This is a genomic window from Arthrobacter sp. 05T45, from assembly GCF_056395875.1.
This window is the reverse complement of the sequence record NZ_JBFTKI010000006.1, coordinates 69793-85067: the sequence shown is the minus strand read 5'-3', so window position 1 is coordinate 85067 and position 15275 is coordinate 69793. Positions and strand designations below refer to the sequence as shown.

General features: G+C 69.3%; 10 protein-coding genes. 6 read left to right on the top strand and 4 right to left on the bottom strand.

Annotation, left to right across the window (positions count from 1 at the left end; translation table 11 throughout):
* Positions 1-70 precede the first annotated feature (70 nt).
* The 4 genes from AC1DGD_RS08845 to AC1DGD_RS08830 all read left to right on the top strand — a co-directional run bounded on the left by AC1DGD_RS08845 (position 71) and on the right by AC1DGD_RS08830 (position 4713).
* Positions 71-304, top strand: a complete 234-nt coding sequence (locus AC1DGD_RS08845; protein WP_223914147.1) for a hypothetical protein — start codon at positions 71-73, stop codon at positions 302-304.
* 129 nt (positions 305-433) lie between these two features.
* Positions 434-1921: an adenosylhomocysteinase gene (ahcY, locus tag AC1DGD_RS08840; RefSeq protein ID WP_476856559.1), complete on the top strand. Its 1488-nt coding sequence runs from the start codon at positions 434-436 to the stop codon at positions 1919-1921.
* 157 nt (positions 1922-2078) lie between these two features.
* The gene (locus AC1DGD_RS08835; RefSeq protein WP_476856558.1) at positions 2079-3305 is read left to right on the top strand and encodes a L,D-transpeptidase; all 1227 of its coding nucleotides are present in this window, start codon (positions 2079-2081) and stop codon (positions 3303-3305) included.
* 112 nt (positions 3306-3417) lie between these two features.
* Positions 3418-4713, top strand: a complete 1296-nt coding sequence (locus AC1DGD_RS08830) for a TIGR01906 family membrane protein (RefSeq protein WP_476856557.1) — start codon at positions 3418-3420, stop codon at positions 4711-4713.
* Positions 4714-4734: 21 nt separating this feature from the next.
* On the opposite strand, the gene AC1DGD_RS08825 is transcribed toward AC1DGD_RS08830, so the two are convergent.
* Together AC1DGD_RS08825 and AC1DGD_RS08820 are read right to left on the bottom strand one after the other, a co-directional pair.
* Positions 4735-6564 (bottom strand): AMP-dependent synthetase/ligase, encoded by a 1830-nt coding sequence (locus AC1DGD_RS08825; protein WP_476856556.1) that lies wholly within the window; start codon positions 6562-6564, stop codon positions 4735-4737.
* A 61-nt stretch (positions 6565-6625) separates the two neighbouring features.
* Positions 6626-8383, bottom strand: a complete 1758-nt coding sequence (locus AC1DGD_RS08820) for a dolichyl-phosphate-mannose--protein mannosyltransferase (RefSeq protein WP_476856555.1) — start codon at positions 8381-8383, stop codon at positions 6626-6628.
* A 57-nt stretch (positions 8384-8440) separates the two neighbouring features.
* Between AC1DGD_RS08820 and rsmI the strand changes: the two genes are divergently transcribed.
* On the top strand, positions 8441-9409 hold the full coding sequence (rsmI, locus tag AC1DGD_RS08815) for a 16S rRNA (cytidine(1402)-2'-O)-methyltransferase (protein ID WP_476856554.1): 969 nt from the start codon (positions 8441-8443) through the stop codon (positions 9407-9409).
* A 280-nt stretch (positions 9410-9689) separates the two neighbouring features.
* Positions 9690-11189: an NAD-dependent succinate-semialdehyde dehydrogenase gene (locus AC1DGD_RS08810; protein ID WP_223914141.1), complete on the top strand. Its 1500-nt coding sequence runs from the start codon at positions 9690-9692 to the stop codon at positions 11187-11189.
* A 9-nt stretch (positions 11190-11198) separates the two neighbouring features.
* Here the strand turns inward: AC1DGD_RS08810 and AC1DGD_RS08805 are convergent, their stop codons facing one another.
* Positions 11199-13742, bottom strand: coding sequence for a transglutaminase TgpA family protein (locus AC1DGD_RS08805; protein WP_476856553.1), 2544 nt, complete (start codon positions 13740-13742; stop codon positions 11199-11201).
* Positions 13739-15268 carry a DUF58 domain-containing protein gene (locus AC1DGD_RS08800; protein WP_476849068.1) on the bottom strand — a complete coding sequence of 510 codons (1530 nt, stop codon included), beginning with the start codon at positions 15266-15268 and terminating at the stop codon, positions 13739-13741. The genes AC1DGD_RS08805 and AC1DGD_RS08800 overlap by 4 nt, the downstream gene beginning before the upstream one ends.
* Between the last annotated feature and the right edge of the window lie 7 nt (positions 15269-15275).

Below are 15275 nucleotides of genomic sequence, written 5' to 3'. Positions count from 1 at the left end.
AAACTGCAAAAAGCCGTCAGCCACTTAGCCACCGGCGCCCTGTTGCGGCGCCCATCAGGGAGCGTTCACCATGCCCAAGCTCAGTTCCGAACTGTTGTCTGTCCTGCGATGCCCCGTCACCGGCTCCGGCCTGGTGCAGGAAGGCGACGAGCTCGTCACCGTCACGGCAGATGGCGCCGGGAACAAGCTGCGGTACAAAATCGAGGACGGCATCCCGCTGCTGCTGCCGCCGGAACTGCTGCCCGCCGCCGCGGCGGCCCCCGCTGATCAGCACGACGCCGCCCCGCGCCACGCCGCGGAATAGCCGCCCCAAAACGCCGCCGGGCACCCATCGGGGAGGCCCGCGGCACCGAATGACTGCTTAGATCCTGCTCCAATCCAGAATCGCCCAGCTCCAGACACGCGATGCCACCGGCCACAACAAAGGACTCAGATGACTTTCGATTACAAGATTGCGGACATTTCCCTGGCCGAGGCGGGCCGCCACCAGATCCGCCTCGCCGAGCACGAGATGCCCGGACTCATGTCCCTGCGCGAGGAGTTCGGCGCCAGCCAGCCGCTCAAGGGCGCCCGGATCGCCGGATCCCTGCACATGACCGTCCAGACCGCGGTGCTGATCGAGACCCTTACCGCCCTCGGCGCCGAAGTCCGCTGGGCGTCCTGCAACATCTTCTCCACCCAGGACGAAGCCGCCGCCGCAGTGGTGGTCGGCAACGGCACCGTCGAGGACCCCCAGGGCGTCCCCGTCTTCGCCTGGAAGGGCGAGACGCTGGAGGAATACTGGTGGACCGCCCAGCAGATCCTCACGTGGCCGGGCGCCGACGCCAACCCTGAGCTGGGCCCGAACATGATCCTGGACGACGGCGGCGACGCCACCATGCTGGTGCACAAGGGTGTCGAGTTCGAGGCCGCCGGCGCTGTCCCCGCCGCCGCCGAGGACGAGTCCGAGGAAGGCCGGGTGTTCCTCGACGTGCTGCGCGCATCCCTCGAGTCCGACCCGCAGAAATGGACCCGCATCGGCGCCCTCCTGCTCGGCGTCACCGAGGAGACCACCACGGGCGTGCACCGCCTCTACCAGCTGGCGGAGCAGGGCAAGCTGCTCTTCCCGGCGATCAACGTCAACGACTCTGTCACCAAGAGCAAGTTCGACAACAAGTACGGCATCCGCCACTCCCTGCCGGACGGCATCAACCGCGCCACCGATGTCCTGATGGGCGGCAAGGTCGCCGTCGTCTGCGGTTACGGCGACGTCGGCAAGGGCGCAGCGGAGGCCTTCCGCGGCCAGGGGTCGCGCGTGATCGTCACGGAGATCGACCCGATCTGCGCGCTCCAGGCGGCCATGGACGGCTACCAGGTCGCCAAGCTGGAATCCGTCCTCAGCGAAGGCCACATCTTCATCACCACCACGGGCAACAAAGACGTCATCATGGCCAAGCACATGGCCGAGATGCGTGACAAGGCCATCGTGGGCAACATCGGGCACTTCGACAATGAGATCGACATGGCCGGGCTGGCGCGGGTCCCCGGCATCAAGAAGGTCGAGATCAAGCCCCAGGTGCACGAGTGGGTCTTCGAAGCTGACCCGGCCACGGGTAAGGGCGGCCGCTCCATCATCGTCCTGTCCGAAGGCCGCCTGCTGAACCTCGGCAACGCCACCGGACACCCCTCGTTCGTCATGAGCAACTCCTTCGCCAACCAGACGATCGCCCAGATTGAACTGTTCACGAAGGCCGGCCAGCCCGAGGGCGAGCGGGAATACGAGAACCAGGTGTACGTCCTGCCCAAGATCCTGGACGAAAAGGTCGCCCGCCTGCACCTGGGTGCCCTCGATGTGGAGCTGACCGAGCTGTCCAAGGAACAGGCGGAGTACCTGGACGTCGACGTGGCCGGACCGTACAAGCCCGGTCACTACCGCTACTAGGAACCCTCCCAAAGGGCCCCGGACGAAGGTCCGGGGCCCTTTGTTGTGACCGTTTTGGGGGCACTTTTGTAACCGGATCGTGGTCGAATCGGGCCGGGGTTCCAAGGTAATTCGCTTATGCTGGCAGGATGACGTGTGGAAACGCCCGGGTCCTGTGATGGCCCTGAAAACCTGGAGTACCGGCCGAAAGATCGCCCTGCTGGGGGTGCTCTGTGCCCTGGCAGCCGGCGGCGGAGCCTTCGCCGCGGCGGCTCCGGGGCTGGCCCAGTCCGGGATTTCCTCCGAGGCCGGGTCCCCGTCCCGGACGACGCCGGGACTCGCCGTCCCGGTGGTCGCCCCCGCAGAATTGGCCGTCTCGCCCGCCGACGGCGCCAAGCAGGTCAACCCTGCGGCGCCGGTTTCCCTCAAGGTCACGAACGGCCGGATTGACCGCGTGGCCCTGACGAGCGATGACGGCGACACCGTTGACGGTACCTTGGGCACGGACGGGTCCGCCTGGACGTCCTCCGGCAACCTGACATTCAACACGCGGTATAACTTCACGTACTCCGTGGTGGACGACGCCGGACGCGAGACCCACAGCACGCGCGCGTTCACCACCGTCTCGACCGCCAACGAGGCCGACGCCGCCATATACCCCTTGGACGGGATGAAGGTGGGTGTGGCCCAGCCCCTGCAGATCACTTTCAGCGAGCCGGTCCTGAACCGGACCGCCGTCGAAAAGGCCATCAAGATCACCTCCACGTCCGGCCAGGTGGGTGATTTCCACTGGTTCAACAACAACACCGTCCGGTACCGGCCGGAGGCCTTCTGGGCCGCGAACAGCACCATCACCATGGACATGAAGCTGTTCGGCGTCGAGCTCGGCAACGGGCAGGTCGGCAACTTCAACAAGACGGTAACGGTCCACATCGGGGACAAGAAGGTGGCCGTCGCCGACGCCAAGGCCCATACGTTCTCGGTCAGCATCAACGACAAGCCGGCCGGACACTGGCCGGCGACCATGGGCGACACCCGGTTCCCGTCGGCACGGGGCTTCCTCGTGTTTATGGAGAAGCACCGTGTGGAGCACATGGATGCCTCCACGATTGGGCTCAAACCGGGGGATCCGGCCTACTACGGCCAGCTGGACGTCAACTACGCCACGCGCCTGACGCCCAGCGGGGAATTCATCCACCAGGCCACGGAGTCCGCGATGCCCTACATCGGCAAGACGAACCTCTCCCACGGCTGTATCGGCCTGGGCCCGGACGGCGCGAAGTGGGTGTTCGACAATATGACCACCGGCGACGTCGTCCAGGTGGTGAACACCGAGGGGGAGTACGCCAACTTCGATGACGGCTTCGGGGACTGGAACATCCCTTGGGCCCAATACGCCAACTGACGGGGTGGCACCTCGCTGAGCCCAATCCTCTGACGGTAGGCTCAGAGCCAGATAAGTTGCGCAGCCGGGCGCAGGCCGGGCAGCGCAGAAGCCTACGGAAGCGAAGCTCCACGTGACTGACAAGAGTCCCACCCCTCCCGACCGGCCGGATCCGCACCTGGATCCGTCGGACGACACCGACGAACCGGCGTTCGACTGGATGAAGCCGGCCGCCGCCGGCAAGCCCACGGCGGGCACGGCAGCCGGCAAGGCAGGATCGGCCGCAGCCGCCGGCAAGGCAGGGCCGGCCGCAGCCGCCGGCAAGACAGGATCAGCCGCAGCAGCGGGATCAGCAGAGGGCACGGCAGCGCCGTCGGCAACGCCCACCGCCAGCCAGCCGGAGAGCCGCGCCGACCGCAAGGCGGCCGAGGCCGCCGCCACGGGGCCGTCGGATACTTCCCCGTCGGACGTGGCCACGTCGCATGCTGCCACGTCGAATGACGAGGCGCGCGGGGCAGGAGCCGGCGCATCAGCCGGTGCCCGTCTGGACCCCGCCCCCGAGGACGAAGTCGAACGCCGCAACGCCGAACGCCGTAATGCCGAACGCGAGCAGGCGGCCAAGGCCAAGCCCGTCCTCCCGCGGGTGCTTCAGGTGCTGCTCGCCGTGTTCTACCCGGTCATCCTGCTGGTGCTCGCCGTCCGCGCCGTGACCAGCCCCCTGTTCCTCTGGGTGGAATACAACCGTCCGGGCTTCCCCGGTGACGGCTACGGCTTCAGCACCGATGACCGCATGACGTACGGTTCCTACGCGGTGGACTACCTCAGCAACTGGTCGGGCCCCCGCTACCTCGGCGATCTTGTGGACCAAAGCGGGGAGCGGTTGTTCAAGGACGGCGAAGTCAGCCACATGGCCGACGTCAAGGCCGTGATCCTGTCCACTTTCGGCGCCGGTACCCTGCTGATCCTGCTGGGCCTGGTGGCCGTGATCTACCTCAAGCGGCGCCATAACGGGGGAGTCCGCCGCGGCCTGTTCGCCGGCTCGATCGTCACCCTTGCGCTCATCATCGGCCTCGGGACCCTCGCGGTACTCGGCTGGGAGCAGTTCTTCACCGATTTCCACCGTATTTTCTTCGCCAACGGGACCTGGACATTTACGCTTCAGGACACCCTGATCCGGCTCTTCCCGGGCCAGTTCTGGATGGACGCCGGGATCGTCATCGGAAGCCTCGTGCTGCTCGCTTCCTTGGTCACCCTCGTCCTGACCTGGCCCACGCGCCGGCGCCGCGGCCTCGGCAAGAAGGCCGCCGCCACGTCCAAGGGCACCGATACTGATGCCGGCGCCGGCGCCACCGCCGAGGCTGCGCCCGCGGCGGACGGCACGGCAGGCAGCGACGCAGAGGGCCCGGCGCGCACCCGGCACACCGTCTGACGACGGGGCGGTTGCCCGGGGTCAGCCGTAGATGCGGTTGATGTGCTGTTCGTAGTCCCGCACGACGGCGGCCCGCTTGAGTTTGAGCGAGGGGGTCAGGTGCCCTGATTCCACGGTGAAGTCGGCGTCCAGGATGACGAAGCTGCGGATGGACTCGGCCTTGGAGACCGTGAGGTTCGCGGCATTGATGGCTTCCTGGATCGCGGCCCGGACCGTCTGGTCCGTGGCGGCTTCGGCCGGCGCCATGACGGGCACCTTCCGGGCGGCGCACCAGTTGCGCAGTCCTTCCGGGTCCAGGTTCACCAGTGCCGAGACGAAGGGCCGGCCGTCGCCAACGACCACGGCCTGTCCGACCAGCTGGTGCTCCCGGATCTTCTCCTCGAGCGGGCCCGGGGCGACATTCTTGCCGCCGGCTGTGACCAGCAGGTCCTTCTTCCGGCCCGTGATGGTCAGGAATCCGTCCTCGTCGAGGGAGCCGAGGTCGCCGGTCCGGAAGAAACCGTCCACGAAGGCCTCAGCGTTGGCGGCCTCGTTGGCGTGGTAGCCCTTGAAGACGCCGATGCCCTTGACCAGGATCTCGCCGTCGTCGGCCACCCGGACCGTGGTGCCCGGCACCGGGATGCCGACGGTGCCCACCTTGGTCCGCGCCGGGGTGTTGGCTGTGCAGGGCGCCGTGGTTTCGGTCAGGCCGTAGCCTTCCAGGACGGGGATGCCCACGCCGCGGAAAAAATGGGCGTCGTTGGAGCTCAGCGGGCTCGCGCCGGAGACCGTGTACCGCAGCTGGCCGCCGAAGGCCTGCCGGAGCCTGGGATACAGGATTCGGTCGAAGACTGCGTGCCGGGCACGCAGCAGGAGCCCCGGGCCCGTGCCGTTGCCCCGGGAGGCGGCGTCGAGGGCCTTGGAGTAGTCGATCGCGGCCGCCGCTGCGGCTGTGAAGATCCGTTCCTTGCCGGCGGCGTCCGCCTTCTGCGCGGCTCCGGCGTAGACCTTTTCGAAGATCCGGGGGACCACCAGCAGAAAGGTGGGTTTGAAGCTGTCCAGGTCGTCCAGGAGCTCTTTGGCACTGGCGGTGTGGCCGAGGGTGGATCCGGAGCTCAGGCAGACCACCTGTACCGCCCGGGCCAGGACGTGCGCCAGGGGCAGGAACATCAGCGTCCGGGAACGCGGCTGCATGAGGAGCTCGGGCAGGAACAGGACGATGTTCTTGGCCACGAGGGCAAAGTTGGCGTGGGTGATCTCGCAGCCCTTGGGCTTGCCGGTGGTGCCCGAGGTGTAGACCAGGGACGCGACATCCGCCAGGGACGCCGCGGTCCGGTGGCGTTCCAGCTCGGCGTCGGTCACCCCGGTGCCGGCCGCGGCCATGCTTGCCAGGTTCGGTGCGGCGCCGTCGTGCTCCATCCGCACGACGGCAACAAGCCGGTCACCGAGGACGGTGGAGGCGTCCAGGACGCCCTGGACGAGGGCGGCCCTGGCGTGGTCCTCGACGAACACCCGCCGGGCCCCCGAATCATGGAGAATCCACTCGACCTGGGCCGCGGAGGAGGTCTCGTAGATCGGGACGGTGACGCCGCCGGCGAACCAGATGGCGAAGTCCACCACCGTCCACTCGTACCGGGTGGCGGACATGACCGCGACGGTTTCGCCCGGCGTGAGTCCGCCGGCGATCAGGCCCTTGGCAAGGGCAGTGACCTGCTCCAGGAAGTGCTGGACGGAGACGTCGGTCCAGCCGGCGGGGCCTTTGCGGGAGTAGAGGGCGTGCACGGGATCCTTCGCGTGCTGCTCCAGGAGCAGGTCAGTCACGTTGCTCTCCGGGTCCAGCTCCACGAGCAGTCCGGTGCTTGCTTCTCTCACAGCCGAGTCTCCATTTCCTGGTCCGCCCGGAGTTCGGCGGACATTCCCCTGCAATCCTGCCCTAGATCCAGGACGGCATCCACATCCGGATGCGCCAGTCCTGGTACGGGATCACCTCGGCCGTCCAGACCGGGTAGAAGAACGCGGACACCAGCACGGCCGCCACCACGAACAGCGCCACCAGGTAGAACCCGGACCGCCGGCGCCAGAGGGGGTCGGCGCGCTGGCCGAGCACCAGCCCCAGGCAATAGACGAGCGCCAGCACCAGGAACGGTTCAAAGGACACGGCGTAGAAGAAGAAGGTGGTGCGCTCCGGGTACATGAACCAGGGGAGATATCCTGCGGCCACTCCGGCCAGGACTGCGCCGGCGCGCCAGTCGCGGCGGCCCGCCCACCAGAACAGCAGGACACCCAGGCTCACGGCCGCGCTCCACCAGATCAACGGGTTGCCGACGGAGAGGATGGCGGTGGTGCAGTTGGTCAGCTCGCAGCCCGGGGTGCCCTGCCCGGGGGATTCGTAGAAGAAGGACGTGGGCCGGCCCATGACCAGCCAGCTCCAGGCGCTGGCCTCGTAGGGGTGGTCGGCACTGAGGCCCTGGTGGAACTTATAGGCCTCCAGGTGGTAATGCGCCAGGGACCGTACGGCGTTCGGCAGCCAGCCCCACTCGGCCGAGGGATTGGCGTCGGCCCAGTGCCTGAAGTAGGCGTCCGTGGAACGGAACCACCCGGTCCAGGTGGCGCCGTAGACCAGGGCGGCCACCGGAACGATGCTCAGGAAGGCCGGGACGCCGTCCTTGAGGATGCCGCCGCTGATCCAGGCATGCACGCCGGCTATGCGCCGCGCACTGAGGTCCCAGAAGACGGTCAGCAGGCCGAATCCGGCCAGAAAGAACAGGGCGGACCATTTCGTGCCGACCGCCAGGCCCAGGCAGACGCCCGCCGCGAGGCGCCACCACCGGATGCCGAGCCAGGGCCCGGAGGTGAGCTGCAGCGCGGAGGGCCGCCCCGTGGCGGAGGCCGCGGCCTGCCGGCCGAGCCGGGCAGCGAGCCGCCTCCGGCCGTCGTCGCGGTCCATCAGCAGGGCCCCGAACGCGGCGAGGATCCAGAACATCAGGAAGATGTCCAGCAGCGAGGTCCGGGACATGACCAGGTGGTGGCCGTCCACGGCAAGCAGGATGCCGGCCGCGGCACCCAGGGTGAGCGAGCGGAAGAGCTTTTGCGCGATCAGGGCCAGCAGGAGGATGGACAGTGTCCCCGTCAGGGCCGCACCGAACCGCCAGCCGAAGGGGTTGTCCGCCCCGAAAAGCCACATGCCCGCGGCGATCATCCACTTGCCGACCGGCGGGTGGACGACGTACTCCGGCGTGTTCAGCAGCACGCCGGGGTTGCCGGCGATGAAGGAGTCGTTCGCCCGGTCCGGCCAGCTGCGCTCGTATCCGCTGACCAGGAAGGAGTACGCGTCTTTGACGTAGTACGTTTCGTCAAAGACCAGGTTGCGCGGCGTGTCCAGCCGGACGAACCGCAGGACGCCGCCCAGCGCGGCCGTCAGGACGGGAATGAGCCAGTACCAGAGCCGAAGCGACGCCGGGTAGTCCCGCCAGCTCTGAAGGCCGCCGATCAGGCGTTCCCTGAGGGCCTCCGGGGTGTTGGCCTCGGCGGGGCGGCCGATCCAGCGGTGCCCTTCAAGGTTGCGGCCGGCGCTGAAGCGGCTCCGGTCCTTGCCGGCTGCCCGGCCGTCGGGACGGCTGGGACCTGTTGCCGGCGATGCATCGGGGCCAGTCTCGGGCTGCCGCGTGGGGGTCTGGGTCACGTTGCCCATGCTACCTTTCGCAGCTGTGCTCGCAGGCCCCCGCCCCGGCGGCAGTAGGCTGGTCCTGTGGACCACGAACCCAGCCCTTCCCCCCTTCCTCCCCTCGATCCTCCCTTCGACGGCGATGCCGCCGCCGCCGTTCCCGCCCCTGATTCCGCGTCTGTTTCCGCCGCTGTTTCCGCCAGTGTTCTCGCCCCTGGCGGGCCCGGCAGGATCGTTCTCGCCGCGACGCCGATCGGCAATGCGGGCGATGCCTCGGCGCGGCTCGTGGAGTTGCTCGCGACGGCGGACATCGTCGCCGCGGAGGACACCCGGAGGCTGCACCGCCTTGTGCAGAACCTCGGCGTCACCGTGGCCGGCCGGATCATCAGCTATCACGAGCACAATGAGGCAGCCAAGACGGCTGACCTGCTGGAGCAGGTCCGGTCCGGCAAGACCCTTGTGATGGTGACCGACGCCGGCATGCCCTCTGTCTCTGATCCGGGGTTCCGGCTGGTTGAAGGCGCCGTGGCGGCCGGCCTCACCGTCACCGCGGCCCCGGGACCCTCCGCCGTGCTGACCGCCCTGGCCCTGTCGGGCCTGCCGACGGACCGCTTCTGCTTCGAGGGTTTCCTGCCCCGCAAGGCCGGTGAACGCTCCTCGCGGCTGGCCGATCTCGACACCGAGCGGCGCACCATGGTGTTCTTCGAGGCGCCGCACCGGCTGGAGCCCATGCTGAGGGCCCTGCGTGAGAGCTTTGGCGCCGACCGCCGGGCCGCCGTCTGCCGCGAACTCACCAAGACCTATGAAGAGGTCATCCGCGGCACCCTGCGCGAACTGCTTGAATGGGCCGAGTCCAGCGAGGTACGCGGCGAAATCGCCGTGGTGGTGGGCGGCGCCCCGGAACGCGAACCCGGCCGCCCCGAGGATCATGTGGCCGCCGTCAACGGGCTGATAGCCCAGGGCATCCGGCTGAAGGAGGCTGTCGCCGCAGTGGCCGATGACGCGAAGGTCAGCAAGCGCGAACTCTATGCCGCGGTCCTCGCCGCGCGCTGAGCCAGGTGGTGGGTGCCGGGCGGCGGGTTCCGGCGCGCTGCTTGCCTCGGGGGCTGGCCGGAACCGGGCTCCACGCGCACGCAGAACGGTTGTGCAGCTGCACAGCATAGTCTGGATACAGTAGTGCGCGCATGCATAGACTTGCCAGTGAGCGCGGCAGTAGCGTGGCAGTAATCCAGACGCCCGTGCCTGCCTGTGGGAACGAGCGCCTACAACGAAAACTCATTCAAAAAACTTGTGCCCACACTAGTTCAACCGAATTGCTGACGAGGGAGTCATTGTGACTGTAACTGCCCAGCCTATTGTTTCCGCGGACCGGGAGAGCGCCCTGCTGGCGTCCGTTCCGACGGGTCTGCTGATCAACGGCGAATGGCGTCCGGCCGTGTCCGGGAAGACCTTCGACGTCGAGGATCCCGCGACCGGGAAGGTCCTGCTCAGCATTGCCGACGCCGGTCCCGAAGACGGCAAGGCGGCCCTGGACGCGGCCGCTGCCGCGCAGGAGTCCTGGGCCAAGGTCCCGGCCCGGGAACGCGGCGAGATCCTGCGCCGCGCCTTCGAGCTGGTAACTGAACGGGCCGAGGACTTCGCGCTCCTGATGACCCTGGAGATGGGCAAACCGCTGGCCGAGGCCCGCGGCGAGGTCACCTACGGCGCCGAGTTCCTGCGCTGGTTCTCGGAAGAGGCCGTCCGCGCGTTCGGCCGCTACTCGGTTTCCCCGGACGGCAAGTCCCGGCTGCTGGTGACCAAGAAGCCCGTGGGCCCGTGCCTTTTGATCACGCCGTGGAACTTCCCGCTGGCGATGGCCACCCGCAAGATCGCCCCCGCGGTCGCGGCCGGCTGCACGATGGTGCTCAAGTCCGCGAACCTGACCCCGCTGACCTCCCAGCTGTTCGCGGCCGTGATGGTCGAGGCCGGCCTGCCCGCCGGTGTCCTGAACGTCATCCCGACCTCCACGGCCGGCGCCACCACGGGCCCGCTGATCAAGGATCAGCGCTTGCGCAAGCTGTCCTTCACCGGTTCCACCGAGGTTGGCCGCCGGCTGCTCGCGGACGCGTCCGAGACGGTGCTGCGGACCTCGATGGAACTCGGCGGGAACGCCCCGTTCGTCGTCTTCGGGGACGCCGACATCGACGCCGCCGTCGCCGGGGCGATGCTGGCGAAGCTGCGGAACATGGGCGAGGCCTGCACCGCGGCGAACCGGTTCATCGTGCACGAGTCCGTCGCGGCCGAGTTCGCGGAGAAGTTCGCCGCGAAGATGGCGGATATGACCACCGCCCGCGGCACCGAGGCCGAGTCCAAGGTTGGCCCGCTGATCGATGCCAAGAGCCGGGACAAGGTCCACGAACTCGTCACCGACGCCGTGAACTCCGGTGCTGTCGCCGTGACCGGCGGCTCCGCCGTCGAAGGCCCGGGCTACTTCTACAAGCCCACGATCCTCACCGGCGTGAGCGAGGGCAGCCGGATCCTGTCCGAGGAAATCTTCGGACCCGTCGCCCCGATCATCACCTTTGACACCGAGGACGAGGCCGTCCGGCTCGCGAACAACACCGAGTACGGGCTGGTGGCCTATGTCTTCACCCGGGACCTGAACCGGGGCATCCGGATGGGCGAACGGCTCGAGACCGGCATGCTGGGCCTCAACGCCGGCGTGGTCTCCAACGCTGCCGCCCCGTTCGGCGGCGTCAAGCAGTCCGGTCTGGGCCGTGAAGGCGGCCTCGAGGGCATCGAGGAATACCTCTACACGCAGTACATCGGCATCGCCGACCCCTACGCCGGCTAGCCACGCCAGCTACCCGCGGCGCACCCGGCGGACGGAGTTGCGGATCTTTCCCCAGGATCCCGCGAACCCCCGCCGGGTGCGTCGTGCTGTCCGGGAGTATTGTGCTGTCCGGGAGAGGAATCCGCGGGGCAGCCGGAGGGCCCGTCGCCAGCCGGACATGACCGACGGCGGGAGCCAGGCCGCGCGCAGCCGGACCAGGAAGCCGGCGTTGGCGCGCAGCGAGGCCTGCACCAGGGCGATCCTGGCCGCGGCGGAGTCGGCCGGATCCGCGGAGCCTGCGGTCCGCGCCGGACCGGCCACGCCGCCCGGGCGGCCGTACTGCTCACGTTCGAAGTCCTCGGTCAGGGCCGCCGCGGCCCGCTGGCCGGGCCCGTCCGCACCGCTGGGTTCCCCCAAAACCGTCGAGGCGCGCAACCGCTCGGAGAAATTCCGCGGCGTTTCGCTCGCTCCGGGCGCCACCCCGTAGTCCGTGGCCAGATCCCGCAGTTCCGCCCAGGCCGGCAGCGCCGTCCCGGCCGTGACGCCGGGATAGCCGCGGGACGCCGTCCTTAGCCTGCGGCGCCGCACGCCGCTGCGCACCAGCCGCGGGGAGGCCACCAGCAGCGCCAGCAGCAGCACCGCGGCAACGCTGTACAGCGCCTGTGCCGCCTGCGCGCCGCTGGGCGCCGGCGTGCCCGCTCCGGGAAGCGGGACCGTGCCGGGGGCCGGGAACGGTGCCTGGGTGGAACCGTCACCGGGGGTCAGGGCGTCGTTGCGGTCGTTGGTGCTGGCACCGCTGCGTGCGGCGGCATCCGTGGCGTACGCCGGAACGACGCCGCGGGACGGTGTCGGCTCAAACGCGACCCAGCCGATGCCCTGGAAATAGAGCTCCGGCCAGGCGTGGGCGTCCCGGGCATCGACCTCGAACTCCGGAAGCGGGCCCTGGCCCGAGACCGCCACCGTGGCCCCCGTGGGGCGCCCCGGCGCGTAGCCCACGGCGATCCTGCTCGGAATGCCCTCCAGCCTGGCCATCACGGCCATGGCGGAGGCGAAATGAATGCAGTAGCCGCTCTTCTGGGTCAGGAAGTCCGCCAGCACGGACAGGCCGTTGCCGTCGTAGCCGCCCTGCACGGGGGACTGCAGCGAGTAGCTGAACTCGGCGGAGCGCAGATACCTCTGGATGGCCATGGCCCGCGAATACGGCGAGTTGGCACCCGCCGTCACGGTTTTAGCCGTGCTGCGCACAACCTCCGGAACATTCGACGGTTCCCGGAGGAACAGTTCGGGGACACCGGTCACCGGCCCGGAAGCGCCCGCCAGCAGCGCTGCCGTGAGCTGCGGAGTGACGGACGAGACCACATATTGCTGGTCGCGGGAATTTGTGTCCACACCCTTGATGCTCAGCGTGGCGGGGTCCCAGCTCCAGCGCCCTGAGAGTCCGTTGACAGCTTCCGGCGCATACGGTGCGGGCAGGTACGGGCTCGTGTACTGGCCGGTGTTGACGGCCGTAATTACGCGGAGCTCGGCCGGGGCGGTTTCATGCCCGGCCTCGAGCCGGCCGGTTCCCGGCTGCCGGCTCGACTCCCGGTCATCGGGTGACCAGGAATCGCCGTCAAAGGTGTCCACGGTTACCGAGCGCAGGTACGGCGTCGTCGGCGCGTTCGTGGCGAAGGTGATCCGGCCCTCGCCGGAGGGGCTGCGCAGGCTGTTGCCCAGGCTGATCATCGGATTGAGGCCGGTGGCGCCGCCGAACGGGTTCAGCCGCGAGCCCTGCGGGAACGTGCCCTGGTCGAAACCCGGGATGACCAGCTGCAGCACCAGCGTGAGGGTCAGCGCCGCGACGGCCGTGACCGTGCCGCGCCGGAGCTGCCCGGGGTTGCGGGCGGTGTCGGCCAGGGTGCGGGTATCCGGCGTGTACCAATGGCTGCAGCCGAGGATCAACAGGTACCCGACTACGGCGCCCAAGAACCCCAGCACTCCCACGCTTTGCGGCTTGACCATGGCCGGCACCACGAGGATTGCCAGGATCCCGAGCCCGCTCGTGGCCGGCAGCGCCAGCGGGAACGCCAGGGCATCGATGAGGATCACGAGCACCCCGAGGACCGCGCAGATCAGCATGACGATTCCGGCGTTGGGGGCCACTGGGGTGCTCTCGGCCAGAACCGTTTCGCTGGCCCGCCGGAGGAACTTTCCCAGGTAGTTCATGGTCTCCGGGGAGGGGATGAACCCGGCAATGCTGTGCTGCCGGAAGAAGATGAAGGTCACGGCCACGATCAGCGCCACCAGGCCGCCGGCGGTCACCAGCCAGGGCCGGGCACGCAGGGACCGGAGCACCGCGAGGGAGAACGCAACGGAGAGCACGGTACTGAACACCGGGGAGTACCAGGCCCAGCCACGCAGGACGCCGTTGAATCCGAGGGCCGCGCCCGCGACGGCTACCGCGACGGCGGTCGCCATCACCCAGGGCCGGGCGCCGGGTCCGTCCGGCCGGGACGCCGCACCGGGGGAGAGGGCCGTCGGTTCTTCTCCGCCGGCCGTGCCGGTGCCTTGGCTGCGTTGCGGGGCGAGCGTCATGGCCGGCCCCCCACGCCGCGGCGGACGTCGGCCCCGGCGGACATCCCCGGGTCTGCCTGGTCGAAGGCTGCCCAGGCGTCAGGCAGCGAGCTCTGGGCGGACACCGCCAGGGCCCGCCATCCGCCCAGCCGCAGCGCCTCCAGCACCTCGGGCACGTCGCCGGAGTCCTGTGCCCGGTCCGTGACCAGCAGCGCGAAGGCGTTCGCGCCGAACCCGGCGGCCGGGGACAGCGCCCGGGCCTCGGCCGGGGTCAGGCTGCCCAGGACCGCCAGGACAGGTCCGCGCAGCCGGTGGGCGGAAAGTTTGTCCATCAGGGTGTCGTCGAAGGCGTGCGGGGCATTACCGGTGCCCGCACCGGCCCCGGAGCGGAATCCCCCCGGCGCGGAAGATCCGGTGCTGGTTCCCGCCGCGGCCTTCTGCGGGCGGGGCCCCGTGCGGTCACGGTGCGGGTGGTTGTGGTGGTGGGTGTGGTGCGGGCCGGAAAGCTCGATGGCAGCCAGGCTTTCGGCGATGGACTGCAGCCCGGCCGTTCCGGTGTATTCCTCGGCTTCCGGGTCGGGAGCGGACGGCGAATGCCGGAAGGCCGGCTCGCCCGCGCTGTCCAGGAACCGCAGCGAGTAGTTGCGTTCCGCGAGGTGCGCCCCGATCGACATCGCCGCCGTGACAGCCCACTCGAAGGCATCAGAGGTCAGCAGGTCGTGGCCGTCCCCCTCCCCGCCGCCCGGGTGGCCGCCGGAGGAATGGGCACTGTGGCCGAACACCCCGTGGGGGTAGGCGGAGAGCCGCTGGTCCAGGATGATGGTCGCCTCGGGGGTCGTGACGGATTCCTCCTGCCGCACCATGAGGGACCCGTGGCGGGCGGTCGCGGCCCAGTGCACCCGGCGCAGCGGATCCCCGTGGCGGTATTCGCGGGTCATGACGTCGTCGTCGCTGGGATTGGCCCGGGCCCGCGTGGGTGTGACACCGTCGTGTCCGCGGGCACCGGCGAGCCCCGTCTCCGGCAGCTCGATGGCGGCGGGCGTGACGGTGAGGAGGTCGCCGTCGTCAATCGCGTGGCGGTGGAAGGAGAGCCCGAAGGGATCGCTGAATTCCGCCGTGACGGGCCCGATCAGGAACTGGCCGCGCCTGGCCGAGCGGAGGTGGTACTCATAGCGGCTGGTGCCGCCGGCTGCCGCACGGGCCGGGAACCGGAAGACGGGCGATTCGCCGAACCGGGCCGGCAAGTGTTCCTCCATGACCGCGTGGCCTGTGCCCGCCCCGGTCCGCGCGACGGCCAGCCGCACCGTGGCACGGGCGGAGGTTTCAACCGGCGACGGGCTGAATTCGCGGTAGACCCGGAACCTCGGCTTCAGGACCCGGGTTCCGGCCAGGGCGAGCGCCGGCAGCACCAGCAACAGGACGGCCAGGGCCAGCAGGTCCCGGCGCCCCATGATCTGCGCGGCCAGCAGCGACACCGCACCCGCGCCGAGCAGGCCCCAGCCGCGGCTGCTGAAGAAGTGCCCGGGGAACCGATCCCTTAACGCCACGGCGGAG

Excerpts from the sequence above, each read along its gene's own strand:
- AC1DGD_RS08805 (WP_476856553.1), bottom strand. The coding sequence starts at position 13,742 with ATGACGCTCGCCCCGCAACGCAGCCAAGGCACCGGCACGGCCGGCGGA.
- AC1DGD_RS08835 (WP_476856558.1), top strand. The coding sequence starts at position 2,079 with ATGGCCCTGAAAACCTGGAGTACCGGCCGAAAGATCGCCCTGCTGGGG.
- AC1DGD_RS08845 (WP_223914147.1), top strand. The coding sequence starts at position 71 with ATGCCCAAGCTCAGTTCCGAACTGTTGTCTGTCCTGCGATGCCCCGTC.
- ahcY (WP_476856559.1), top strand. The coding sequence starts at position 434 with ATGACTTTCGATTACAAGATTGCGGACATTTCCCTGGCCGAGGCGGGC.
- AC1DGD_RS08820 (WP_476856555.1), bottom strand. The coding sequence starts at position 8,383 with ATGGGCAACGTGACCCAGACCCCCACGCGGCAGCCCGAGACTGGCCCC.